The sequence below is a fragment of the Legionella beliardensis genome (genome assembly GCF_900452395.1).
Lineage (GTDB): Bacteria > Pseudomonadota > Gammaproteobacteria > Legionellales > Legionellaceae > Legionella_C > Legionella_C beliardensis.
In genome coordinates, this window is record NZ_UGNV01000001.1 from 518,513 (window position 1) to 543,617 (window position 25,105).

A 25,105-nucleotide genomic window follows, 5' to 3' on the forward strand; every position below is an offset into this window, starting at 1 on the left:
CGTTGCTTCATCAAGGCTACATTGGCTAGTTCTTCAATCTGTTTTATAGGTTAAATTTTATATCATGGCTTAAGGCGTGACTTTCAAGAAGCTCAACTATCTCTTGATGATCCATAACCTGCGCAAATTGTAATGCAGTCATTCCAGCTGCACTATCATTTAAATCGGCACCGTGTTTTAATAACAATTTGACAATATCATTATGCCCAAAAAAAGCAGCAGCATGCAAAACAGTAAAGCCTTCTAATGAAGTAGGCATTGAGAGATCGCTTAAAGGGCCACTATTTTTAAGTAATGCTTCTAAAATTGACTTTCGGCCACATTTTTCAGCTTTTCCCAATAAAATATTGGTTGAGGCCTTTATGGGCATATCCACCTTTGCACCATGTTGTAATAAGAGTTGCGCCATATCTTTATGTCCATTTTGTGTAGCAATAAATAAAGGTGTAGCGCCATTATTCCTTGCTAAATCTGGATTGGCACCATGTTGTAACAAGAGCTGCGCTGTTTCTTGATGTCCCATTTGTGCAGCCATAGATAACGGTGTAGCGCCATTATCATTCCTTGCTAAATTTGGATTGGCGCCATGTTGTAATAAGAGTTGCACTGTTTCTTTATGACCATTTTGTGCAGCCATAAATAAGGGTGTAGCGCCATTATCATTCCTAGCTAAATCTGGATTGGCACTATGTTGTAACAAGCGTTGCACTGTTTCTGTATGTCCATTTTGTGCGGCAATAAATAAGGGTGTAACGCCATTATCCTTTGTTGCTAAATTTGGATTAGCATGATGTTGTAACAAGAGTTGCACTGTTTCTTTATGACCATTTTGTGCAGCCATATACAAGGGTGTAGCTCTATCATCCGTTGTTGCTAAGTCTGGATTGGCACCATGTTGTAATAAGAATTGTACGATTTCTTTATGCCCTTTTTGTGCAGCAATAAATAAAGGTGTGGTGCCATTATCCGTTGTTGCTAAGTCTGGATTGGCACCATGTTGTAATAAGAATTGTACGATTTCTTTATGTCCCTTTTGTGCAGCCATAAATAAAGGTGTAATGCCATTATCCTTTGTTACTAAATCTGGATTGGCACCATGTTGTAATAAGAGTTGTACGATTTCTTTATGTCCCTTTTGTGCAGCCATAAATAAAGGTGTAGTGCCATTATCCTTTGTTGCTAAATTTGGATTGGCGCCATGTTGTAATAACAATTGTACGATTTCTATATGACCATCTTGTGCAGCCATATATAAGGGTGTAGTGCCATCATTCTTTGCTAAATTTGGATCTACTCCCCTCTTTATAAGTTGCTTGACAAGACTTATCTGATTAGCTTCAGTAGCTAATAATAACCATGAAATATGAAATTCAAACGCTGTTTCGTTAAGATATCCCTGACTATCGCTAATTAAATCTGATTGAAACATCAATTCTGGTTTTATATACGCTTGTAATTTTTTTTCTATCTGAGTCAGTAGGGGGTTGATAGGATTTGTTTTTAGCTGTAGTTGGTTGATTTCATGAAATAATGCTAAGGCCATCTCGAAGCGAGAAAGTTTACGAAGATAATACTGCTGAATTAATGAGTTAATTGTTGGATAAGGCGTCTCATTTTGGCCTTGCTTTAGTTCGAGAAGAATATCATCTAACTGTCTGTTTTTATTCCCGAAAGTAATAAAGTCTAGGCTAAATGCTAGATTGTCTTCTTGATACAAATAGTCCGCGCAATTTTCATAAATTTTTTTCGCTAATTCTTGTTCATTTTTTAAAATGGGGAATAACGTAGCTGAATCAATTTCATTGGGTTCAAATAGGTAAAAACCTTCTTTAGTCTTTTCAATATAAAAAATATGTCCACTAAATGATACTAGGGCTATTTCTCCAACTTGAATGTTTCGTTTCTTCAAAAATTGAGTTAACTTTTCTTTAGGACAGATAAAACTATACGTTTTATCCCAGTTGGCATTAATTTGTAAAATAGATTGATTAGCTTGAGAACGGGAGACATCTTGTAAAAAATTACAGACTGTCTTAAAAGAAATAGCAGGACTATTAGCTTGTAGTTTTATCTCAATATCATGTTTTTTCCAAAAATCAGGACCTTTAGTTAAAATATTATCTAAGGCTTTCTTAAATAAGTCCATATTATTTGATTTATTTAATAAGCTAACAAATTGTAAGCATTTGATAAAATCAACTCGACGGTCTGATTTAGCATAAAGGGCATAACAGTATGTAAGCCCTCCACAAGTTCCTTCCTGGTTTAATTTATCTAGGTTTAATTCAAATTTTTCAAGGTAGTCAACTAAGTTATTAAAATTATTGATAATAGAATTTTGAGTTATAGATGGATAATGTAAGAAAAATTCTTCAGGAGGAGGTATATAACGAAAAAATCTGCTAAACATATACACTATCCATTGGCCTTAAGATTGCTATTTTTTTAATATATTAAATTGTATAAAATTCATTCATATATATTAAATTATAGACTTTTCTGCGGTTTTTAATGTAGCATATGTTCCAAGTTAATTTTTTTAAGCTATTTAAATAGTTATTGCCTCTGACTTTCTACAACCTAGCGCTTCTGTTAAAAAGAAATTTAGGGTGTGACTCATAATATATATAGAATAATCCTCCGTTTAATACTTAAACCATTTTTGTAAGGTATTAGGTGTAAAGCGACTACGGCGTTGGGTTTGAAAAAGCGGCTTGGTGCGGGCCATGGCTTTATCTTTCAATTGATTGACATGCGCTTGCAACGCCTCACGAAGTTTTTATTACTCAAATAAGCATAACGCTGTTTTTCTCTGGTCATGTCCCGCTTTAAACACACTTCATCAAGCATAGGTAGCTCGGTCGCAACAAATTATTTTAATGAAAAAACGAGTGATATTGATTGTTATATTATTACAACAAATGAACTTTAATTATAAGTGCTTATCATACTATTATTTGTGATGCTAATTAGCGGTATTCGTTATCAAATTCATCGATTAATTCTTCAAACTATTTATCTAGTTGTAACTTTACGGCGCAAGCTCTGAAGTTCTAGACTCTCTGACATCTATATCGTCTTTACAAGACTTTTCTTGTTGCCCCTTTAATTTCTTTTTTATAACGGTTGTTTGATACGTAAGATCACTATCATCTTGGGAATATTTAGCCGCTTTGTCTTGGAAAAATAATATATTATTAAGGTACTTTCCATTTTTTATAACATAGCCATTTTTTAGGATGTATTCTTCATGGAATTTTTTACAATGGTTTTGAATAAAATTCTCGAAAACATGGTAATTATTACTACGAATAATATCAATCAAACTTGCTATCGAGGCAGGTGAAAAATTAACACGACCATAATGTAATCCTATTAAGTCTGATTTTTCTGCTCTTGTTAAAACTAGATTTTTATTAGCACTATTTATTATTTCTGGGTAATTATTGTAATGAGAATGTAACCTTTTTAATAATTCATTATAAGTAATAAAAAATGCTTCACCGACATGTGGAATACAAAAGAATAATGGTTCTTTTTGGTTATTTAATCCCAAAAAAATAACATTTTCACCTTGGCTTGATCCAGTAGGGTGTTTTTTCGTATACTTTTTTATTCCACCAACCCAAAATCGAGCCCCTATATGACTATCAGCTTCAGATTGCAGGTCTTCTAAAGTAACTTCTTTATGTGTACAAAAGCTATAAAGTATTGAGTAATCGTACCAGTATGGCGTTGGATAATCACTCATTACTCCAAGGCGCAATCGATTAAGTTTCTGAAATGTTTCCGTTGCAGATTTTGAGCCAAAAATTTGATTAAAATGCCTAGAACCTTCTTCCAATCCAAAGACTGATTTTAATAGATCAAGTAACGTTAGGTAGTAAACAATTTGTACTCCACCACGGCATTCAAAAATGGTATGAGAAAATAATAAATCAGATAAGGTTTTAGCCGCATCTTGGCACTCGTCATCTAATATATATGAACGTGGAACAATATAAGCATTATTATCATCATGATAGATAATAGGCTTTAGCGAAGAGAGTGATGATCCAGTTCCGAGATCTTTCCAGGCATAAGGATGGGCAGGCTTGACAGCATGTGCCAAATCATTTTCATAATGTAAGCTTCCACGCTGAAATGATCTACAGACAAGGTACATGTTTAAGATATTTTTATATTGTATCCATTTGTACAATACATCATGATTAATAGATTTATCGCTATCTTTATAGGTGGAAATTATTTTATTTAATTTTTCTATTTCTTCTTTTGCTTTTTTTAATAGCTCATGCATTTGATTGCCTCTGTAAAAAATTATGACTTATTAGTTTTTTTTGTTAAAACAAGAAAATTAAGGCGCGCGAGCTTATCATATAAGTTTGATTTTTAATAATTTTAATTTAAGATTTTATCTACTTAGAATGTTACATATTTAGTTTCAGTTTGGCTGACTAGACTAAAAACTCAGTATTTCTGAAAATTACATATTAATAAGCATAATTTGCTACCTCAAAATAATACTTCATTGTAAGATATTGATTAATTGGTCTAATCTAGTTATCAGCTAATTATCTAAATTAGATAGCTAATTTTTGTTTTTTAGCAAAATTTTCTTCTTGCGCTTCAATATAAGTAAAAATTTCACTGCGCAAATCATAATTTGGAATAATATTAATGACTTGCAAGTCTTGATTAAGTGGGCATGGTTTCTGCATAAGGATTATGGTATAGCTAAAGTCATATAAATTGATTATAGTCATAATTTTTTTAGTTATGATTTGTAATGACTCATTCAGTAGATTTTAGACGACATGTACTAAAGGTAAGAGAAGATGAAGGTTTGAGTTTTGAGGAAACAGCAAATCGATTTAAGCTAAGCAAAAGCAGCCTCTTTCGTTGAAGTAAACTACTAGAACCTAAGTTAAAACGCAATAAACCGAGTGTAACAATTGATATGGATAAATTAGCGCAAGACATTGCCCACTATCCTGCCTATCAATATGAGCGAGCAGCACGTTTAGGCGTTAGCCAGTCAGGTATTCGCTGGGCTTTACAACGCTTAGGTGTAAGCTATAAAAAAAACGCTTGTGCACCCGAAAGTCGACGCCGAGAAACGATTATTATTTCAAGAAAAAATAAATCACTATCAAGCTGAAGGATTTGATATTGTTTACCTTGATGAAAGTGGATTTGCTCATGATATGCCACGTACCCATGGCTATGCGCCTATCGGCCAGCGTTGCTACGGCACTCAGGATTGGGGTTCCGTGGTCGAACGAATGTCATCGGCGCCTTGATAGGACAACGCTTATTAACCGTTAGCCTCTTTAAAACATAGGTTGATACGCTTATCTTTGAAAGTTGGCTTGCTCAAGACTTACTGCCTAAACTACCTAAACAGTGTGTCATTGTGATGGATAATGCTGCTTTTCATAAATCCTTAACCACCCGCAAGCTCATTGAAGCACACGGACATATTCTTGAATATTTACCACCTTATTCGCCTGACTTCAATCCAATTGAGAATAAGTGGGCCCAAGCTAAAGCTATTCGTAGGGCTCATCAATGCTCTATAGACGAGCTTTTTCAATGCCCTTTTATATAATCATTTTATATGACTTTATCTATAAAGGTGAATAGGTATGGAAAAAGGCCTTTGGAAGAGGCTTTGTTCTTAAATAACTTGAAAATTAATCCCTGGTTACAGCAGCGCCAGCTAGTTTAACAAACTCTAGGGTTAGCACTAGTAGTATTTAATTTCTGGATAATAAGAATAGAATTAAAATAAAAATAGTAATCAGCAAAACCCAAAGCTGAGTTGTTTTCTTATTTCCCTCATCTATTTTATTACATAATAATAAATTATCTGATGTAAGCCTTGTGCTTAGAATTATAGCAAGTGAACGGATTAGTGAGTTTAATGAGTGTTGAAATGGTTGTGATCTTAATAACCGAATTGATAAGTGTAATAATTTAACAGGTGTATTTGCTTCTACAGTTAAAGAGCAAGGCTGCTCTTTAATCAAACGCATCTCGCCTAAAGACTCTCCTGAGCTTAGAGTAGTAATTAAACGCCTCTTTTTTCCTTCCCTACTCATTTTATAAAGATTAACTTCGCCTAAAATAATTATATAAATATCATCACTATATTCGCCTTCTGTCAGCAGAATCTGGCCTTTATTGAAATTAAGCACCTGAGATACTTTAATTATTTCTTTAAATTCATCTTCAGTCAGTGACTGAAATAACAGGCTATTTTTTAATAAGGAGCGCTCCTTTAACGTTAGCTCATTCATGATCATATTAATTTGATTGTCTGATGTAAGCTTTGTGCTTATCATTTTGGCAAGTGACAAATGCAATAAATTTAATAGGTATTGAAACGGTGGTGAGTTTAGTATTTGAATTGATAAACGTAATAATTTAACAGGCGTATTTGTTTCTACAGTTGAGGAGCAAGGGTGATCTTTAATTAAACGCCTTTCGCCTAAAGATTCTCCTGAGCTTAAAGTAATAATGAAGTGTCTCTTTTTTTCTTCGCCACTCATTTTATAGAGATTAACTTCGCCTAAAATAATTATATAAATATCATCACTATATTCGCCTTCTGTCAGCAGAATCTGGCCTTTATTGAAATTAAGTACGTGAGATATTTTAATTATCTCTTTAAAGTCATCCTCAGTCAGTGACTGAAACAATGGACTATTTTTAAGTAGAGAGCATTCCTTTAAAGTTAATTCATTCATTATAATTCCATTACCTTAATATTCAGCTAAATTATAGTTGAGATTAACAGGTAATGTATTAACTTTATTAAGTTGGTATTTTGGTAAGCTTAAGCTAATTAATCTAAATATCAAATTTATCAATTATTATTTTTAATAGGTAATTAATACCTTGATTATGATGAGGATGCGATAAAAGTACCAATGTGACAAGGCTAATTAAATAAGGGAAATTAGTAGGGAACAAGGGCCTTTGGAAGAGGCCTTGTTCTTAAATAACTTGAAAGTTAATCCCTTGTTACAGCAACGCCAGGTAGTTTAACAAACCCTAGGACTAGCACTAGCTGTGAGTGTTAAACTTGTTTGAGTTTGATTACCAAATGATGACTTAAAAAAAGAAAAATAATGAGTAGGTGGTGGAGACGAAGAATGAGGAACATTGGGTTGAGTCGTAGGTGTTTCTTTCCTTAAGTTCACTTGATGACCTAAGCCAATTAATAAGCGATACACTTCGGTACGATAGCGGTCTTCAGATAATTGATGGAAGGGGGTAAGGTTTTAAGTTTAGTTAACAGCCATCTTATCCTGATAAGTAAGGCCTTGCGGTAAGCAGGATTCGATTAGTTTGTTTTTAGCTAAATGTATTTGAATCTCGTCACTATCAATACTTTTCAATTCAAGCAACGTGTAATTAGATTTTAACGCCTCTGCTAAATAGCCGATGCTCTCAGTATCAAACAGGTTGTACTTAAGGTTAAGGCGAGTTAAGCTAGTATTGCTTTGCAGTACTTTACTTAAATAGTTTACGCCAATCTCACCAATGTCATTATACGCTAAGTTAAGGTTAATGAGGTTAGTATTGCATTTAAGCGCGGCACTTAAATGTTTTACCCCCTGATTACCCATATTATTGTACGAAAGGTTAAGCTCTTTAACGCTTCGGTCATTATTGCGCAATTGTATTAAGATATCTTCAAATCGTTTTTTCATGTGATTTTGTATATTATTTAAAAAAGGGATTGGATAATATGCTAAGGGACTAATAATAAACAAGAAGATTATTTAATAGCCATTGAGATGTTTAATTCAATTTGAGAGTTAGCGTTTCTTCTTGCCTCTTCATGTCAAGTCGACTGTTATAAAAACTGGCAACCTAAAGCAAGGTTCATCATAAAGCGATTAAATCTCGCAGCTAGCCTATATACCTTAATTTTTTAAAATAAAACCTTAAAATATGCAAATTTTTTTGCAATTAAGTTTAACTTGAGACATTTCTGTTTATTAATTGGATTGAAAAAAATAGGCCATGTGATATGCTTGCCGCCAAATAAATTATGTTAAGGATTAATTCAACATGAACAAAAAAAACCTTCCCGTATTTTTTATAGCCAGTAGCCTTGTAATAAGCCCTCTATTTGCTGCTAATATTGTTCCTAAATTTCCTTTTGCATCATCAAAAAAATCTAGTGCAAATTTAAAAGAAAATTCAGGTTTTAAAATAGAGAAGAGTGCTAACGACTATATAGACTTCTCAGGAACTTGGGTAGGAAAATGTGATGATTCTGACGAACCTGTTACGGTCGTTATCAAAAATAATGATGATATTTTTACGTGGGATGGCGATCAGTTTAAAATTGGCTCATTAGAAACGCGCTCTAATGCCAATGAAGAAAATACTTCTTTTTCCCATACCTTATTAGAATGGAATTCGAATCATTCTCGACTATTATTTACTAGTTCATTTTTTAACTATCATCATACCCAAGAAGGTAAGGGAAAAGATTTTGGCTATAACTATGGTTTCATTATATTGAAAGATAATCAATTAAGAATGAAATTTGATTTTCACTCATCTGAAGGAAATTTCACTTCCATTTGCACTTACGATAAGCAATAAGAATTTCACGAAGGAAATGCGCGTACCGCACGCTTGCTAGCTGACTTAATAGTTAGCAAGTAAGCCCCATAATTTTATAATCAGCTAGTGTAGCCTTGATGAAAACGCAGTGTAATCAAGGTTTAGTATGATTATTCTCATTAACGTATAGTAAGTACATTCAGATGAAACCTTGATTACGCGTTGCTTCATCAAGGCTACGCCTGATAATGAAATTTATGACTCCGTAATTAATTCAACTCTTGGATATCAAACATCTTTTGATTCGAAACGTTTGCGTAATTGTCAGATGTCGATGTCTCCTAAGTTGCGGCAAGATTATATCTGCCTAAAGTCCAGTATTGTGTAATGGGCCTTTATTTTTTATCTCATCCTTCTCAGTCGCATATTCCTTTATTAATTTATCTAAATCTTTCTCTAAATCTGATTTAATATTTCTTTCAAATAGACCGCCTTCGTTTTTTCTAGAAGAATATTTTCTACTTAATAAATCACTTAATTTATCCTTTAACTCTTCCTTTAGCCCTTCATCATTATAAGGTTTTTTTTCTTGAATAAATGTGATTATTTCTTTAAGCTTAGTTTTTTGTTCTTCACTTAATCCTTTATATTTAGTTTGATAATTACGTAAAGATTTCAACACGTTATAAACCCAGTTTTTACCTATATCATCTGAGGTAATCATTGATTCCTTGAATTGAGTAAATAATTTTTTAGAATGCTCAACTGTTTTAGAGATAAATGGAATAGGTGCTGCTCTTGGTTCAGTTGATGCTTTAATAATTACATCATGGCCTTTTTCAGCTAATTCTTGTAATAAAAGTTCAGCAAAAGCCGGTTCTCCCTTATGACTTTTAGCACCCGCATGGCAAGCGATTAAACTAATTTCAACATTCTTGGCTTTACCATCTGGGAATTTCCTAGCAAAGATATTATCTAATGCTTGAGCAATATCTTTATAATCAATATTAAATGTACGACCACCTACTTCTAAAGATTGAAGGGTTGTACTGCCATAATCACAGTGTCCAGCAACATATATTTTTAATCGTGTATTGTCACTAATATTCGTATTGATGGCTTCTATACTATCCTTATCTTTATAGTACATAGCGATTTGACCGAATTCCTCCATAGCTGTTGAGCTTTCGTTCACCACCAAAGTATCTTCACCTATTGTATCAAAATCATCATGTGGATTAGCTGCAATTTTCTTAGCGATAAGGCTATCATCTGCAGGAAATAATTGTACTATGCCCCTCTTATTATCTTGTGTTGTATGTTTACTAGCAAGTCCTTCATAAAGATCATAGACATTTCTTAAAAAAACGTGATCACCGACACGCACAATTAAGCATTGACTAGAGAACTCTTTTTCCCTCATTAAACTTTCTTTTTCTATATTTTTTCTATGCATTTGAATGCGATCATGTAATTTTTCACCCAGTGATTTAGTAACATTTTTTTCTATCAATAACTCATGGGCTAATAGACCGCCAATACCATAGATTGGCAACGTAGCTAAAAAGGAGATCCCAACAACAATTTTTTTGAAAAACCGGGTTAACGAACTGTCTCTTTTTGCAAATAATATTTTTTTATTTTGCTCATCATCTAAATGGCTTAAAAAATCTTCTGTTGTGGTTTTTTCTTGGAAAGATTGAACAAGTCCTAATTTTTTCATACCAAGTAGTACATTAACAGCATCTTTTGTTAGCTTATTATCCCTTGATATTAAAATATCCCTATATTTATCAGGAAATGGGCTTTCCATAAATTGCCTTAAAGCACTTAGTAATTGTTCTTTTTGTTCAGGTATCTGTTCAGATATGAGCTTTGCTCTTACAAGTGCCCCGTATACCTGTCTTAATTCATTTTCATTTAATTTTTCTAATTCTTTTACTAGATTTATTTTAATAGTACTTTCATATTCTTTACAGGATTCTTTAAAAATAAATAGTGCTTTTTGCTCATCTGGTGGAGATAATTTTGGATACTCACTAAGTGATAAATCAGCTGCTAAACGTGCGGATATAGTTCTTGAATCTTCCATCTTATAATACTAATTTTATAAATATCGTTAAGTATAGAATATAAATTAAATTTTTAACTAAATTTGTACAGTAATCCGCAGTGAAAATGGCATAAATAACCCTAACTATTTATATATTAAAAGATTATTAACGTTATCTTAACAAGTGAATTATGTTTAAGCCCCAGAATTATAAAGAAATTTTTTTAAACACAATTCATAGTATGAAGTATTCTAATCAGGTTAAAGAAAAGAAGAGCAAATAGAAGATTTTTTAGATGCAGCAGAGAAGCTAATGAACTTCGAAAACCCCTATATGATATTCAGTATGAAATTAGAATGATTTTTAACGATGTATTAGGATTCCAAAAGATATGAATTACATGATATATCCCATTATAAGTTAGCAATAAACGAAGCAATAATTGATATCGATGGGAGTACTTTAATCAATAAACTACTTGAAATAAAGAAGGATTTTGTTAGTGAATTTGAACAGACATTACTTCAAATTGAATAGAGTTGGTTTAAAGATATTAAGAAATTTGCAAGTGTTATTAAAGGCTTTGTCTTTATGTATCCGTTTAGTCGCCTGAATTTTAATAGCTTGAGTGCTTGAATGATGTTAATTGACCAGTTAAGTGACTAACGTTAGAATTTTTTAGAGTGTTATCCTAACCGGTCATTTAGATGTAGTTGTGGTAGCAAAGGCTTATCTGTGACTAATCCTTACAAACACAGCCGCGAGTACCACGATGACAACGAATGCCATTTACATCGCGACACCACTTGCCTATTTTATTCTGTTGGCAGACACAGTTTTGCGTTCCGGCGTTGCAAATTTTGCCATCTATTCCTACGCATGGGCTTCCTGGCATGCCATTTGCGAATGCTAAATTTGCCATTGCGAAGCATGAAATACCAAATATTGTTGATAATAGTTTTTTCATAATAACTTCCTTGTTTTAGTCCATGAAGCACAGCATCCAAATTAAATTTTAGTTAACTATAAGCGCAAATCAATTTAAATCACTAAACTAAGCGGTAGAAAATAGGCTGTGTATATAAAATTAAATGACTAATTCTGCTGAAAAAGCTGTTTAAGTGGATGTTAAACAGCTTGAACAGGCTTTTTATATGCCTGAAATAATCCTATCTTGATAAGATCACTATTTTTTATTTTCTGCTCATACATTAAAATCTCGCTTAGCTTTTTGATAGGGTTTAATCATTTTACTGCTAGAGCAAGTTTAACCAGTTGATTGCAACTGATAACTAGTAAATAAGCTATGGGCCGCTAGTGTTGAGAGTTTAAGTCTTTTTATTGTAAATACGTCATGAAAATGAGGTTCGAAGTAACTACCACTATTTTGCTCATAAATATACTAAAAATATGCACCTCACAATAGAGTAGTTACAAAGATAATCATGTATTAAAAGCTACCTAGTTAATATTCACTTAATCTTTTTGAATTATACTTCCGCAAATTTTTCAAAATAAATCCAATTTATGCTATTACATCTTATTTTATGGGATTTATATAGAGCATTAATTTATAAAGAGATTTCAAATGATTCTGTAGGTCTATGTCATGGTTTCGCAATACGCTGGCTAGAAGCTACTTTTCTAGGTGAGGAAGAACGACAGAGGTTTGAAAATCGCTTAATATTTATTGAAAACACGCCCAGAGATCAATTACTTGATAAACTCAAGCAGGCTCAAGCCAAAAAAGGTGAGGGGCTTACTGATGAAGATAAAAAAGTGTTGGATATACTTGCTTTTTTCAACAGTTTAGAATTGTTTCATTCTCCAGTAGAGCATAAGATTTTATTTAATCATTCTTCTTTTGTAACTCAGCAATCAATTGAACTCGTTTCAACAATAGCATCTTCATCACTGGTTGAAATGAAAAGGGGATTAAAGGAGATTTATTCAGAGCCTAATATTTTAACTAAGGAAGAGCTTCATGATTACCTTCTTAACCTAAGTAAAATACTGGATGAAACATTAAACGATGTTAATACGCCTGTAGGTCTTTTATTAGGGAGCCATAATCATGCTATAGCTTTAAGCTATAGCACTAGCCAAGGCTGGTTATTTCGAGACATTAATCAGCCGTTAGAAGCAACAACGTTTGACCAAATAGCCGAGAAAATTAAACGAAGTTTTATTGATACTCACTCATCATCCTACGTAGCGTTTAATACAAGTATTTTTCTTACCGGGGATAATAAGAGTAAAGCTAAATTAGAAAAATTAACACAATTAAGACCAAGCAATGATTTCATTAAGGCGCAGTCCTTACGTAAGTCAAAAGATGGCGTAACTTTAGCTTTAATTGCTGCTCAATTTGGTCATTCTACTGTTATTACGACTTTAGCCGAGGCAGGCGTAAATTTAAATATAGCTAAAGAAAATGGTGAAACGCCCGTTTTCGTTGCTGCTCAAAATGGTAAGGCAGATGTAATTACAGCCTTAGCTCAAGCAGGGGCCAATTTAGATATGGCTAGAGAAGATGGCATGCCCCCGATAGTTATTGCTACCAAATATGGTTGTATTGCGGCCATTAAGGCCTTGGCTGAAGGAGGGGCAAATTTAGATAAAATGACAAAATATGGCGTAACTGCAGCTTTTGTTGCTGTTGCCGATGGCAATACTGAAGTAGTTGAAACTTTATTAAAGAATCACTGTAATTTTGAAATTCCCATTGAATGGAAGGCGCAGGATTGGATAAATCTTGCGATGGGATTAGCGAAAATAAAAGGAGATTCACGCATTATTCAGCGGATGAACGAATTTTTACAAGAAAATAAATCAGAGCGCGTTAAGATACGGCCATATGATATGGCTAAGATAATAGGCCAGGAAGAAGTCATTAAGTTTATTAAAGAGCATCTTGAGTTAACAAAAAAATGTGCAGGTATAGAACAATTTCAGTCTATTAATAATAATTGCTTCTCTGCAAGCCATACTTTTTTCGTTGCTGATAAAAAATCAATACAAAAGCCAGTTCAGGAAGAGCATAAATCTATTGTTAAAATAAGCGGTGGCTAATAATTATCCTATACATTCTTTGATAGATGACAAAGCGGATTCATTTCATGAAATCTGCATAAGCTTGATAAGTTGTTTAAGCAGTTTCTAAACATTTTATCTGCAAATAGCTAACAGATGTTATTAAGTTTTCGTCCGGTTTTAATTTTTTAAACAGCTTAAATATTATATACTAGCTTGCGTAATGAGCTGGTGGCCACTGTATAAATCCTGTAAGTTTGAATTTTTATTCACCATAAGTTGTCTAATACAATCAGGGTCAGTCGTCTCCCTATACACCATATCAAAGTAATAATCGAGTCCCGTACCAAATAGGTTTACGCTAAAATCTGCACCTAGGCCATTCAATGAATCATCCTTATTAGTAATAGGAAACTCTTTCATAGCGCCACCCCCTCTGAATTTATAAGTCCGGGCAATGTCTTTCTTATCTATTACATAATGAATTCCCTGCGCCATTGTGCATCGATCAATCCCTGGTAAGCGTCTCATTTCAAAACCAATCAATTGGCGCCACACTAAATCAAGCTTGTTATAATTATTTCCACTCGTTTTGTATAGTTCGGCCCTTTCACGGTCAAGTATTTCAAAGGCATGCATAAGGCTGGCATAGTTATAATGCATGCAGGGCTCGTTCAACACGCGAGGTGCCCAATCCTTGCGAAATTGAAGGAGCGTTCTACCTAGCTCAGTTTCAGTGGTTGCCTTTTTATTGAGTAAGGCCATTATTTCTTTAGGGGGAGCTTTTTTAATTAATTCAATTAAGGCTGATAGATCGTAGGGTTTTTGGTTTAGTATGCTGTCAATATGAGGTTTATAGCGCTCATATTGGCGCACTCGTTCTTGTTCGCCATTGTTTATTTTTGCAAAATAACCTTCTACCTTCTTTGCCAGCCCATAATCACCTGCGCCTAATAGAAATTCATAGACAGTGACACGCCTTACTTCATCCCCACCTGGCGTTTTCACATCGCCTGATTGCAAAAGTAGTGAAGGATTTTCTTTTAGTAGCGTAAGAAGTGCTTTTACATCTTCTGTGCGCGCGAAAGCTGCGTGTTGTAATGCTTTACCAATATCGCTATTAGAATCTCTATCGTAACCCATATTGATGATATGTGCACAAATCTCTTGTGGCAACCAACCAAGCGGGTTGTTATGTTCAAAACGACGATTTTTTATCATTAATACTGTAATACTTTGCTTTTTATCTAGCACGAGAGATTCTCCTTTCTTATTATTTATGACCTTCAGGGCTCAACATGGGGGGGATATTATGGCTACGTTGCAAAAAATTTAAAATCTAAAAATATAAATTTTAGTGGTAATTTAGTCGGATAAACCGAGGTGCTCATGAATAAAAAAACTTTTGTAAGCTAGATTTTCGTCGCTATTGCTTCTATTGGTTTGACAGCCTCTTGCAATTTATTAATACCCATAGACACATTCAAATCTTAAGTTTTAAAGGCTATCTGCTTATAGAATAATAATTTCTATTGTGCTAAAGTTATACATGTATTTTATATTTTGAACCAATTTTATATAAATTAAACTATAGTTATTCGTGAATTAAATTATTTTCAGAAAACTTATATGAAACGTAAAGGCAGCGAACTTCAAGCAAATTTTAATAAGAAAGCTAGAAAAAGTGAAATTTTGCTCTTTGGCCACGCCGGCTGGAACAAAGAAGATGGTTATGTCACTGTGCCTGAAAATACTTATCTTTATATGTATGCACCTGATGGCTCGATGCTTACTTCCTCGATTCCTAAAGCATTAGCCAGTGGAGAAAAAATTGAAAAGGGCGATTTGACTATAAAACGTTTAGATCCCATTACCCTCTTTAATCATGGATTTGCTGATGTTGGAGAATATGCTGGTGATTATAATAGCAGAGATGAAGAGATGAAAGGCTACCCTCTATTATATGGGCCAGGGGATCAAATTAAAAATTATAAAATGTGTTCCTCTGATGAGAAAATTACCACAAGTAATAATTGTTCAATTGTTATTCAAAATATTGATACCCTAACTAATTTAAAAAATTTATTAGAAAAGCATAAAGGTAATACGTGTCATTTTGGTGGTTGCTCCTGGATTAGAGAAGAAGATAATTTAAAAAGAAATGCTGTTCAATTTAAAGATCAGCACAGAGAAAATAAATATAAAAAAACATTAACCGAAGAAGAAAAAAAAGCAAGAAGAAGCGAGCGATTTGGTAATTCAGGTAGTATGTAGTTTTACGTATGCCGTTTCTGTTTTTTAAATTAAATATATTTAATTTTTAATTATTATTAAGTAGTCAACATTTGAATGCTTTTTTCAACTAAATCATTGATTATTTTTATAGTTGAATTTTACTACATAATTTTTCATAAAAGAGGGTAGCGGAGTAAATATTAAGCGCCTTTACCTTTTAATAATAAAGTAAGATTACCTCGAACTTAATAATTCCTTAAGATAAAAATTGCACAATAATTGTGCACAAAATATTTTTTGTACGAAATATGACAAAATTATCTCACAAGGATTTAGTTAATTTAGACAAAGTTCTAGGTTACCCCTCTATGGAGAAAGGGGTATGCCGCGGGTTTTCCTGTATGTGGGCACAAGCGGTATTAGCTCAAGATGAAGCAAGCTTTTTTGATAGGCTTGATTTTATTGGTTCTTATGCGCGTGATTTTGATAGATTAAGAAGAGAGCTTGAGCAAGCTAGAGAGCAAGTCAAATCGAAAAAACCCCTGGATGAACGGTCCCAAAAATTACTGCAAATTCTTTTATTTTACGATGGGATGCAACTTTACTTAAATCCGGCAGAATATAAAGAATTATTTAGGGGAGAGTATGTTTTACAAGGGCAATTAACAACCATTTATCTTCTAGCTAAATCAACACAGTTAGAACAAATTGATCTAAGTGTTTTATTGCATAAGCCTTATGCATTTACACGGGAAAGTCTAACCAGTTACCTAAATCAGATAGCAGGCTTAGTCACTGAGTCCCAATCAGAATACCCTATTTTATTAGGTGGTACCGGCCATAGTGTCTGTTTAAAGTATAATAAAGACAATCATAAGTGGCACTATTTGGATACCAATAACTTTAAAAAAGACGCTAACGATCACCGTTATGTGCGCGAGCTTAGTGTTACAGAGACTGTTGAAAGCATTTTTCAATCTTTAAAGGCAGGTAATCATGCCGTTTTTACAACCACGGTATTAACAAGCGCTACTCAAGATAGCATAGCCATGGAAGAGGGCTTTTTAAAATTTCATGAAAACTACCCTATGAGTGCTAATTTGTCTGTTATGTACAATAGATTAGGTGTTGGAATATTGTATCTTAGTTGTAAGGATGGCCATCTTGCTATGGTGCAAGAACTAATAAAACAAAAAGGAATAGATATTAACAAGGCACAAGTAGATAGTATAACGCCACTCTGGATAGCCTGCCAAAATGGTTACCTTGCTATTGTTCAAGAATTAGTAGTGCAAGAAAAGATAGATATCAATAAACCAGATAAGTATGGTATCACGCCACTTTACATTGTTTGTCAAGATAGCAACGAGTTGATTGTTGAACTCTTATTAGAGCAGAAAGCATAGAGGTTGATGCAATAAGTATAGAAGGGCATACACCATTACAAGTGGCATGCTTATCGCCTGATACGAAAGATAACTTTACGCTATTTAGATTACTCTTAAATAAGAATGCAAGCCTTATCCACCAAAATAATTTAGGGCAAAGGGCTTTAGATATTGCTATTAAACAAAATAATAGCGCAGCGCTTACTACATTATTACTATTTGCCCGCAGTGAAAATCTTGATATTCATAAAATAATGTCTGCCACTTCTTTAAAAAAAGTGGTTAAATGGTCAAGAGAAAATTTACCTGAAGTGGTAGGGTATCTAATAAGCACAAAACCTGAGCAATTTTCAGCAAAGTTACCCCTAGTATCGACCTTGTTTTCTCCAATAGAAAAGGAAAAACGCAGCTATAGTAACTCGTTATCGGAAAGATTAGGTACTTAACTTAAACGTAGTTTGATTCTAGTGATTTGTTATAGTAACTAATTTTTATTTAGCTAATTAAAATTAACTTAAATTAAGGTACAACTGTCTGATATTTTTCATCACTAACATGCTTATCTAAAATTTTTAATAATTCTTCTTTAATAGCATCTACTTGTCGAGCACTTAAATGAGGAGACAGTATTGGCATAGATAAATCGTGCACTTCCAATTCAGCATAGTCGTATTGATTATAAATATGCCCTTCTGCACCAAAGAAATGACTATTCCATTGACGTGGTTGGCCATGAAAATGTTCAAATTCATCACATAAAATGACAGGATCATCATTTTCAGATTTTAGATTTTTTAACAAACGAATTAATTTTTTGTTAGAAATTGCCTGACTTTTTAATAACGGAGCGTTATAAATAACAAACGAATGATTTTTTTCTTTGTCCTTAGTCCATAACGTGATGACTTGAATACTTTCAAATTTTTTTTCCTTTAATTGCTTTAATAGGGTATCAATTACACTTTCTGAAACAGATTCTCCACAATTACCTATCTTTAAATTCTTAATTAATTTAGCTTCTGCCAACATGTATTTAATTAAACTAAAGTATTGAATAAGTGTTTGTTTATCATCTAATGACATGGAAGAAAAAATCGTATTTTGCATTACTGTTTTTTGGGAGTTTACATACATGTTGCGCGAGGAATCATCAATTCGGTTCCTTTGGGCGCTTAATTTCATTTGTGTTAAGTAATAATTTGATTCTAATAAATCACTTTTCTTGTTTTGAAAAAAACCATGATGAGTGCATACGGAATTATATGGTGTACTACTGGCATTAGAATTAGACATTTGAGCATAAAATGTAAGATAGCCAACTAAAAATTTCTTCCAATCATAAAGCAACATAAATTTAGCCAGTAATTTTTGTTAAATTATTATACATTAATATAAAAAATTAATCAATAATATCTGATTTCTTTTAAAACTAGAAACATATCTTAGATTCAATGGGCCAATTACTATAATCATTGCCTATTGCTACGACATGTTACCTATAAGCTTTTAATTCATCTGCATTATACTATTTTTCTGAGTATGTGCTGAATCAAAGGCTATAGGCTTTGTGGAGCATTTGGATAGCGCATTATAGGATGATAATGCGAATAATTTAGGTTGCTAGTTGTTTTTGCATAAGCCTACCAAGGGCTACCAGCCTCGCTTGTCCCTCGCTTCCGTGGCTGGCAGTCAAGTTTCTTTTGACAAATAGGTCATAAAAGACTTATAAATGTATTATTTATAATAATGATTAGTTCTTATTTTTAGAATAAGATTCAAATAGCTGTAGCATAGCCTCATTAAATTTCGGAATATCTTGTGGTTTACGACTAGTCACTAAATTTTTATCTATAACCACAGCCTCATCACGCCATTGAGCTCCTGCATTTCTTAAGTCTATTTCTAAAGATGGCCAAGAGGTTATTTTACGATTTTGTGCAACACCAGCATTAATTAATAACCAGGGCCCATGGCAAATAGCTGCAATAGGTTTATTTTGTTGTGCTATTTCTTTAACGAAGGAAATAGCTTTATTTAATGTTCTTAAATAATCAGGATTATGAACGCCACCAGGTAAGAGTAACGCATCAAACTGTTGTGCCTTTGCGTCATCTAATGGCAAATCTACATCAAATAGACTTCCTTTCTCCGTATGATGCCAGCCTTGGACTTGTTGCTTCTCAGGAGAAACTAGAATTGTTTGCGCGCCTGCTTTTTCTAACGCTTGTTTTGGCTGTTCTAATTCAATCTGCTCAAAACCATCGGCCACTAAAATAGCCACTTTTAAACCTTGTAACTCACTCATTTTATAATCTCCTTATTAATATAATTCATTAATTATAGTTAATAATTAATTTTCTTCTGGCTCTTCTAGAAATCCTGGCAGATTAAGCTTTTGTAAAGAGGGTAGGTTTCTGGGCACATTAACTGGTTTATCAAAATTAAGTATGATTATTCCCAGCAACGTATATTAGGTATATTCAGATGAAACCTTGATTACGCGTTGCTTCATCAAGGCTACACTGGCTGCAATTAAATAGTTTACATCAATATCATTAATATTATTGTATGCCAGGTTGAGCTTAATGAGTTTGATATCACTTTTAAGGATTAAACTTAAGTCTCTTATACCCTCATCCCCTATACAATTACTTCGAAGGTTAAGGTGAATCAAGCTAGCAGGCATAGCCTGCTTAACTGGGGGTGTTCAAATTTGCTTGACCACCTCAAACCAATTTGGCTTCATACGCTTGTTCAGTAATATCTTGTATTTCTTCCTGTATTGGTAATATGTCTTCAACGTTAACCCAGTGTTGAGTAAGATGACTTTGTATGACTGCCTCAATCCAAGCCATGCCTCTTATGCCATCTATTAATGTTGGATACTGAATGGTAGGGGAAAGGGCATTAATATCTTGGGCAAAGTTTCGGTAATGTGTAGCTAGGGCTTGGTAATCTTGTTCCATCTCTTTTGTATCTTCAAATATTACGTTTTTTACTGGCTTGAAAAGCTGGGGTGATGATATGGGTGTACAAATTTTAAGGAGGTTACGATTATTAAATTCCCATTTCAGCGTGCTACAATTACCATAAATGCTTATTGTTAAATTATTTTCACCAACAGCCATTTGCATCACAGAGATAATGCCAGTTGCATTATTATTAAATTTTAATAATACGCTCGCATCATCATCGAGCTTACGTCCCTCTACATGCATGGCTATAAGAGCATAGAGTTGTGTTATTTTTAACCCGGTCATATATTCTGCTAAATAAAAAGCATGGGTGCCAAGATCGGCAGTAGTGCCGGCTAATCCACTTTGTGTGGGATCAGTTCGCCATGCGGCTTGCGGATTGTCTTTTTCAAAGGCTTTATATAGCCAGTCTTGGTGAAAAGTAATTTCCACTTTTCTAATCTTGCCTAATAAGCCTTGCTCTATTAAATGACGCGCTTCTTTTACTTTAGTATAACCACCATAGCTATAATTTACACAAACCTTTCTTTGATATTTAGAGGCCAGCACTTGTAATTCTTTTGCTTCTGCTAAAGTCAAAGTGATAGGTTTTTCTAATATAACGTGAAATCCTAAGCGCAAAGCCTGGCTTGCTGCTGCAAAGTGTAAATGATTAGGGGTTAAAATGGAGACCACCTGCATTCGCTCTTGTTCCGGAAGCATTGCCTCTTGATTTAGCATTTCTTCAAAGGTTGGATACAATCGTAGTTCAGGGTAATTGAGTTTATTTTTAAACGCTAGCGATTTTTCAGGAGAACGACTAAAAGCACCACACACTAGAACATAATCCTTAGCTCCCTGTGCCGCCTTTATATGTACATCTCCCATCATTGAACCAATACCACCTCCTATCATGCCATAACGTAATTTTTTCATATAGATTCCTTTCGTACCGTAAGTGTGTCCCAAGAATACATGGTTTTGATAAATAAAGGTAAAATCACTTAATTCTTAATCTTGATATCGGACTAGGCGAATGTCAAAGGATAGATCAGCAAGCGTAGCCTGCTGATCTTATCTGCCTGGCATCATAGAGGTACATACTAAATATTTTATGTATTAAAATGGTAAGTCGGGCAATACCTTAAATGAGAATGAATAGATATGTGGCAACGTTTTATTAAAGAAAAAGATTTACCTTTCTCTGTAAAAATACTAAGTTTTTTTCTTAGGGGCAAGGATAAAATTTATCGTAGTCAGTTAGCAGAGGCTGTTCAGGCTTATGAACAACAAAGCTCTGGCTATATGGAAGCTGCAATGAATAATCTACATGCTTGGAAAAAAACCTCAAGGCCTACTCACTCAACTTGCAACATTTTTGTGTCCACAAACGATTCTTTAACTGAGGCGCGAATTCAAACAAAAAGACAAGGTGAACCGCAAGCCGTTGTTAATTTTGCGAATGCCTACGATGTTGGTGGTGTTTTTCAATATCGAAGAGGAAGTCAGGAAGAGGATATCGCTCGCAGAACAAATTGGTCTTTTACAATTCATGAAGAACACCTAAAAGACTCCCGCCATTACTCGTCAAACATGTCCCGTTTAATCAATGCCGAAGAGGGTAGAGTCTATTTTAATCCTACGCCATTGACCCTGATTCGAGACAGTGATGGTAAGCTTCTAAAGCCTCACCATGACCAGGGAAAAATTTTTTCATTCTATGAATTGCGTGTAGCGGCAGATGATTTGCGTCGGAGAATTTTTGGTATTCCAATTCCCTTTTTTCCGCGTTCGTTTAATAAAGAAAGTATGCAAAAAAAGATATATGCGCAGTTGGATACACTTATTGAAAATAACCAAAAAAATATTATTTTAGGTGCGTTTGGTTGCGGTGCGTTTCGTAACCCTCCTAATAAAGTAGCTCATTTATATCATGAAATTTTAAGTGAGAAAAAATATAAGTATTTTTTCAAAAATATTGTTTTTGCAATCAAAGGTAATGGCAGCGATGCTAATTTTAAAGCATTTAAAAAAGAATTGGGTAATTGGGATAATACTGTTGGCTCTTATAATCCCATGATGCAAATAATGCCAAGCCACCTAGAGATGTTAACAGAATCAAAAAGTCAGGTGTTGCATCAGAATGTCTTTGAGCAGCAAGGAAAACGAAAAAGTTTTTCTCTTGAAGAGAGGCCATCAACATTAAGCATTTCGTAAAGGACAACCTATTAGGCAGGCGTAGCCTGCTTCCTAAATTTTATAATTCTTAATTAATTTACTAAAATAAAAGAAAGCGACAGAGTTTGGAATAGGGATGCGCTAGCGTTTAACTGAGATTCATGTGCTTTTAGCCGCGATGCTGAATGTTGCTACAAAGAATCACAAAGAAAAATTAAGTGCTCTGCAGACAAGCTCAATAAAGGCAGTTTACTCTATTATTTTTAACCATCAAATGAGCTTTCTATAAAAGCATTGCCAAAAATAATAAGCAATGATTTTGCACTTTACTTTCCTGAAGAAAAGGCAGCTGAGTATGCTTTAAGGTTTTTAGTCGTTACAGCGTTAATGGATGGCAGTATTAACCCTAACAAGATACAACGAGTATTTGATTATGCTGAACCAACCAATATCGAGCCACATTATCTCTTACAACTTAAAAAAACCTTAGAGGATGACTTGCCCTGGTTAGTTAAAGATATTAATCAAAAGAATTTAGAAAGTTTCAATATTTTCCCTGATTTAAAAAACGAAAAAGATATAGATAATTGGCTTTTTCCTTATCGTAATAAACAAGATTTACTTTTAGTGAAGCGTTATGAAGCGCTTTCTCAATTAGAAAGACATTTTTGGTTATAGCATCTGGCAACAATTTAAAAAGAATAATTATAAATTTCCTGGAGAAGCAGAAAGTGTTAACTGCGAGTTCATAATGCCGCATGATTCTATTCATGTGCTAAGTGGATATGATACTACGCCCTATGGTGAATTATTAGTTTCTGTTTTTACTTCAACCATGTTAGATAAAAATCCTATTGAGGGGCATATAATTCCAGTCATGTATTCCTTTTATTTAGGAATTAAACTTAATGATCTAGCTGGTAGCGCACGGGTAACTATTAATCCTTATGAATTTTGGGAAGCTTGGTATCGTGGTCTACAGATGCAAGTTAATTTATTTGCGCCTGAATGGAATTTATGGGATGTTGCAGATGTCCCTTTAAAAAAATTAAAACAGCTTTATTGTGTTTTACCAACAAAGTATCATAAAAATTCTTTTTAAACTGACAGAGTAGTGATTTAAAGTTGAATAAAGAAAACGATGAAAACAATACTATTACTAATTGGTTCTAATATTTTTATGACGTTTGCTTGGTATGGTCATTTAAAAAATTTAAATGATAAACCGCTCTATATTGCTATTTTCGTAAGCTGGGGAATCGCTTTTTTTGAATACATACTACAAGTTCCAGCTAATCGTATAGGTTATACGGAATTTAATTTAGGCCAATTAAAAATAATACAGGAAGTCATTACATTCTCTGTTTTTGCGCTTTTTGCTTATTTTTATATGAATAAACCTCTAAGTATTAATTTTTTGTATGCTGGCCTGTGCATGTGCGGTGCTGCTTATTTTATTTTTAAAAATTAAAAATTTTACTATATTTAGTCTAATTATTGCAGCTTAATAAGCGTTTTAGCATTTAACTATCAGAACTATACCAGCAACTATTAATAGCCTATCTATAACTCTCCTAACTAAACCAGTCATATTTATCTATAAGTAACGACATTAGGAAATTAGCAATTATTGTTAGTCTGAGCAAAAGTTCCAGTATCTATTCCATGCACAAAACGTAATCCGGCAACAACTGCGAATGCACCATTTGTTATTTTTTTAATCAATTGTATAAAATATATACTATAATTTAGTTTAAATTCTGCCTTACAAAAAGTGGATTAATGAAATTTCAATTAATGCAATTAGATAAAATCCTTAATTTACAACAACCTCGTAAAAATTTTAAAGAGCACGAAAGAGGGCGTTTAAATCCTGCGTTAACACCGATAGAACATCTTGAAGAATTGCACGAAGATATTCCATACATTTGGGCCATTGATAGAGAAGGTAATGTTATTGTTGGGCTGGAAAAACCTTGGGCTTATCCCCATGCGTTCGGTTATGAGGGTGATGAGCCTTTGTGGCAGGAAATTAAAAAGCAATTACTATTAGAAAATGAAAAATGGAATTATGGTCATCCTACTCTTACGCCGCTTTATAATGAGAATGGAGAGATCATAAGTTCAGACACGTCTGAATTAGCTTTTTTAGGAGGGGAATTGGTCTATAAAGATGACATATGGATAATTAATAATAAGTCTGGCCGGTTTAGAAATACCCTTAATAAAGATAATGAACTTGCCTCTCCGGAAATAATAGAACAAATACTGACTCACATTGCTGAAAAATTAAAAGAGTCAAACCTCGTAGAAGACATAACGACTGCCCTTTACTCTAAGCAAACAGTAGCCCTGCCTGTTGTAAATGAGCAGGAAAAATTAAAAGTAGTTGCGGCTCTAACTCATTATTTAGACTTGTATCAGCCAGCGAAGTTGTTGAAGAAAGTTAAAATGTTTGATGATAATAAAGATTGTGAAATCGTGAGGCAAGCATTAGCTAGATTAGAGAAAAATATAGATAATGGTGTAGTAGAAACAATAGCATTTTTATCGCAAACTAGTTCTGAACGAAAGATCAGTTCAAAATTAGAGGATTTATTGGATGAGTTAAAATCTTTACAGACTGAGCCAACTCAACCGGAATTTATTAATCGATGATAAACAATTTAGCAAT

26 protein-coding genes are annotated in these 25,105 nt (G+C 33.6%); 13 read left to right on the forward strand and 13 right to left on the reverse strand.

The window, feature by feature from the left end:
• Positions 1 to 43: 43 nt before the first annotated feature.
• From DYE47_RS02345 to DYE47_RS15920, 3 genes are all read right to left on the reverse strand, one after another.
• Complete coding sequence (locus DYE47_RS02345; RefSeq protein ID WP_115301731.1) at positions 44 to 2,410, reverse strand: ankyrin repeat domain-containing protein; 2,367 nt, start codon at positions 2,408 to 2,410, stop codon at positions 44 to 46.
• A 621-nt stretch (positions 2,411 to 3,031) separates the two neighbouring features.
• Positions 3,032 to 4,300, reverse strand: coding sequence for a hypothetical protein (locus DYE47_RS02355; RefSeq protein WP_115301732.1), 1,269 nt, complete (start codon positions 4,298 to 4,300; stop codon positions 3,032 to 3,034).
• A 283-nt stretch (positions 4,301 to 4,583) separates the two neighbouring features.
• Positions 4,584 to 4,766, reverse strand: a complete 183-nt coding sequence (locus DYE47_RS15920) for a hypothetical protein (RefSeq protein WP_131750092.1) — start codon at positions 4,764 to 4,766, stop codon at positions 4,584 to 4,586.
• A 194-nt stretch (positions 4,767 to 4,960) separates the two neighbouring features.
• Here DYE47_RS15920 and DYE47_RS16330 point away from each other — a divergent pair, with 194 nt between their 5' ends.
• From DYE47_RS16330 to DYE47_RS16255, 3 genes are read left to right on the forward strand one after another with little or no spacing between them, the layout of a single operon-like run.
• Complete coding sequence (locus DYE47_RS16330) at positions 4,961 to 5,161, forward strand: hypothetical protein (RefSeq protein WP_242604240.1); 201 nt, start codon at positions 4,961 to 4,963, stop codon at positions 5,159 to 5,161.
• The gene (locus DYE47_RS16250) at positions 5,094 to 5,303 is read left to right on the forward strand and encodes a hypothetical protein (protein WP_207385202.1); all 210 of its coding nucleotides are present in this window, start codon (positions 5,094 to 5,096) and stop codon (positions 5,301 to 5,303) included. Before DYE47_RS16330 ends, DYE47_RS16250 begins: the two co-directional genes overlap by 68 nt.
• Before the next feature lie 53 nt (positions 5,304 to 5,356).
• Complete coding sequence (locus tag DYE47_RS16255; protein WP_207385201.1) at positions 5,357 to 5,611, forward strand: transposase; 255 nt, start codon at positions 5,357 to 5,359, stop codon at positions 5,609 to 5,611.
• 148 nt (positions 5,612 to 5,759) lie between these two features.
• On the opposite strand, the gene DYE47_RS02370 is transcribed toward DYE47_RS16255, so the two are convergent.
• The 3 genes from DYE47_RS02370 to DYE47_RS02375 form a co-directional block, all read right to left on the reverse strand.
• Positions 5,760 to 6,752, reverse strand: a complete 993-nt coding sequence (locus DYE47_RS02370) for a cyclic nucleotide-binding domain-containing protein (RefSeq protein WP_115301733.1) — start codon at positions 6,750 to 6,752, stop codon at positions 5,760 to 5,762.
• Between the two features lie 297 nt (positions 6,753 to 7,049).
• Positions 7,050 to 7,241 carry a hypothetical protein gene (locus tag DYE47_RS15925; protein WP_131750091.1) on the reverse strand — a complete coding sequence of 64 codons (192 nt, stop codon included), beginning with the start codon at positions 7,239 to 7,241 and terminating at the stop codon, positions 7,050 to 7,052.
• Between the two features lie 54 nt (positions 7,242 to 7,295).
• Complete coding sequence (locus tag DYE47_RS02375; protein ID WP_115301734.1) at positions 7,296 to 7,721, reverse strand: leucine-rich repeat domain-containing protein; 426 nt, start codon at positions 7,719 to 7,721, stop codon at positions 7,296 to 7,298.
• A gap of 364 nt (positions 7,722 to 8,085) precedes the next feature.
• Here DYE47_RS02375 and DYE47_RS02380 point away from each other — a divergent pair, with 364 nt between their 5' ends.
• Positions 8,086 to 8,628, forward strand: a complete 543-nt coding sequence (locus DYE47_RS02380) for a hypothetical protein (protein WP_115301735.1) — start codon at positions 8,086 to 8,088, stop codon at positions 8,626 to 8,628.
• A 328-nt stretch (positions 8,629 to 8,956) separates the two neighbouring features.
• Here DYE47_RS02380 and DYE47_RS02385 read toward each other — a convergent pair whose 3' ends face one another.
• Both DYE47_RS02385 and DYE47_RS02390 read right to left on the reverse strand, forming a co-directional pair.
• Positions 8,957 to 10,681, reverse strand: a complete 1,725-nt coding sequence (locus tag DYE47_RS02385; protein WP_115301736.1) for a hypothetical protein — start codon at positions 10,679 to 10,681, stop codon at positions 8,957 to 8,959.
• Between the two features lie 701 nt (positions 10,682 to 11,382).
• Complete coding sequence (locus tag DYE47_RS02390) at positions 11,383 to 11,610, reverse strand: hypothetical protein (RefSeq protein ID WP_115301737.1); 228 nt, start codon at positions 11,608 to 11,610, stop codon at positions 11,383 to 11,385.
• Positions 11,611 to 12,170: 560 nt separating this feature from the next.
• Between DYE47_RS02390 and DYE47_RS02395 the strand changes: the two genes are divergently transcribed.
• Positions 12,171 to 13,715, forward strand: a complete 1,545-nt coding sequence (locus DYE47_RS02395; protein ID WP_115301738.1) for an ankyrin repeat domain-containing protein — start codon at positions 12,171 to 12,173, stop codon at positions 13,713 to 13,715.
• Between the two features lie 165 nt (positions 13,716 to 13,880).
• Here DYE47_RS02395 and DYE47_RS02400 read toward each other — a convergent pair whose 3' ends face one another.
• Positions 13,881 to 14,930: a hypothetical protein gene (locus tag DYE47_RS02400; protein WP_115301739.1), complete on the reverse strand. Its 1,050-nt coding sequence runs from the start codon at positions 14,928 to 14,930 to the stop codon at positions 13,881 to 13,883.
• Positions 14,931 to 15,305: 375 nt separating this feature from the next.
• On the opposite strand from DYE47_RS02400, the gene DYE47_RS02405 reads away from it, so the two are divergent.
• The 3 genes from DYE47_RS02405 to DYE47_RS02415 all read left to right on the forward strand — a co-directional run bounded on the left by DYE47_RS02405 (position 15,306) and on the right by DYE47_RS02415 (position 17,745).
• Entirely contained in the window at positions 15,306 to 15,950 is a 645-nt protein-coding gene (locus DYE47_RS02405; RefSeq protein ID WP_115301740.1) for a putative adhesin, read from the forward strand.
• Between the two features lie 269 nt (positions 15,951 to 16,219).
• A complete protein-coding gene (locus DYE47_RS02410; protein ID WP_115301741.1) occupies positions 16,220 to 17,317 on the forward strand; it encodes an ankyrin repeat domain-containing protein in 1,098 nt (365 codons plus the stop codon).
• Positions 17,318 to 17,358: 41 nt separating this feature from the next.
• Entirely contained in the window at positions 17,359 to 17,745 is a 387-nt protein-coding gene (locus DYE47_RS02415) for an ankyrin repeat domain-containing protein (protein ID WP_160149826.1), read from the forward strand.
• 73 nt (positions 17,746 to 17,818) lie between these two features.
• On the opposite strand, the gene DYE47_RS02420 is transcribed toward DYE47_RS02415, so the two are convergent.
• The 4 genes from DYE47_RS02420 to DYE47_RS02435 form a co-directional block, all read right to left on the reverse strand.
• Entirely contained in the window at positions 17,819 to 18,649 is an 831-nt protein-coding gene (locus tag DYE47_RS02420; protein ID WP_115301743.1) for a hypothetical protein, read from the reverse strand.
• Positions 18,650 to 19,049: 400 nt separating this feature from the next.
• Positions 19,050 to 19,604 carry a type 1 glutamine amidotransferase domain-containing protein gene (locus tag DYE47_RS02425; protein ID WP_115301744.1) on the reverse strand — a complete coding sequence of 185 codons (555 nt, stop codon included), beginning with the start codon at positions 19,602 to 19,604 and terminating at the stop codon, positions 19,050 to 19,052.
• Between the two features lie 165 nt (positions 19,605 to 19,769).
• Entirely contained in the window at positions 19,770 to 19,985 is a 216-nt protein-coding gene (locus DYE47_RS16580) for a hypothetical protein (RefSeq protein ID WP_115301745.1), read from the reverse strand.
• Between the two features lie 40 nt (positions 19,986 to 20,025).
• Positions 20,026 to 21,189, reverse strand: coding sequence for a Gfo/Idh/MocA family protein (locus DYE47_RS02435; RefSeq protein ID WP_115301746.1), 1,164 nt, complete (start codon positions 21,187 to 21,189; stop codon positions 20,026 to 20,028).
• A gap of 228 nt (positions 21,190 to 21,417) precedes the next feature.
• Between DYE47_RS02435 and DYE47_RS02440 the strand changes: the two genes are divergently transcribed.
• The 5 genes from DYE47_RS02440 to DYE47_RS02455 all read left to right on the forward strand — a co-directional run bounded on the left by DYE47_RS02440 (position 21,418) and on the right by DYE47_RS02455 (position 25,089).
• Positions 21,418 to 22,470, forward strand: a complete 1,053-nt coding sequence (locus tag DYE47_RS02440; protein ID WP_115301747.1) for a TIGR02452 family protein — start codon at positions 21,418 to 21,420, stop codon at positions 22,468 to 22,470.
• A 255-nt stretch (positions 22,471 to 22,725) separates the two neighbouring features.
• Positions 22,726 to 23,109 carry a hypothetical protein gene (locus DYE47_RS16335; RefSeq protein ID WP_242604239.1) on the forward strand — a complete coding sequence of 128 codons (384 nt, stop codon included), beginning with the start codon at positions 22,726 to 22,728 and terminating at the stop codon, positions 23,107 to 23,109.
• A gap of 73 nt (positions 23,110 to 23,182) precedes the next feature.
• Complete coding sequence (locus DYE47_RS16340; protein ID WP_242604238.1) at positions 23,183 to 23,533, forward strand: hypothetical protein; 351 nt, start codon at positions 23,183 to 23,185, stop codon at positions 23,531 to 23,533.
• 39 nt (positions 23,534 to 23,572) lie between these two features.
• Entirely contained in the window at positions 23,573 to 23,902 is a 330-nt protein-coding gene (locus DYE47_RS02450; RefSeq protein WP_115301748.1) for a DMT family protein, read from the forward strand.
• Positions 23,903 to 24,213: 311 nt separating this feature from the next.
• The gene (locus tag DYE47_RS02455) at positions 24,214 to 25,089 is read left to right on the forward strand and encodes a hypothetical protein (protein WP_115301749.1); all 876 of its coding nucleotides are present in this window, start codon (positions 24,214 to 24,216) and stop codon (positions 25,087 to 25,089) included.
• Positions 25,090 to 25,105: the final 16 nt, after the last annotated feature.